The 255-nt window shown below is 43.1% G+C and carries 1 protein-coding gene; it reads right to left on the bottom strand.

Translation table 11 applies throughout. The annotated features are described in order from the left end of the window. Window positions 1-64: 64 nt before the first annotated feature. Window positions 65-255, bottom strand: a 191-nt coding sequence (locus ACPYOJ_RS35940; RefSeq protein WP_481420471.1) for a hypothetical protein, incomplete at its 5' end; no start/stop codon positions are given.

The following is a 255-nucleotide window of genomic DNA, read 5'->3' as shown; positions in this document are numbered from 1 at the left end:
CTTCCCAATCCTGCTGATCCGGATAATTCATTGCCTAACCGGCCAATTCCTAATGACAGCACCATTAATCCTGGCAGATTTGAATATCAGGTAGCCGGGCAATGGAATTATCACGCAGGAGGAAATCCTCTGAATGCTCAATTGAATTTTCCTGCTGACGGTAACCGAAGACCCTTTCTGACAACATTTTATGACACATCTGTGGCTGTAAATGGCTATACACATCGTGAAATACGATTAATGTCATTCCATGCA

The organism is Rhizobium sp. SVR5-9E (genome assembly GCF_056755095.1).
The sequence above is the reverse complement of the archived record's forward strand: the minus strand, read 5'-3'. Positions and strand labels throughout refer to the sequence as shown.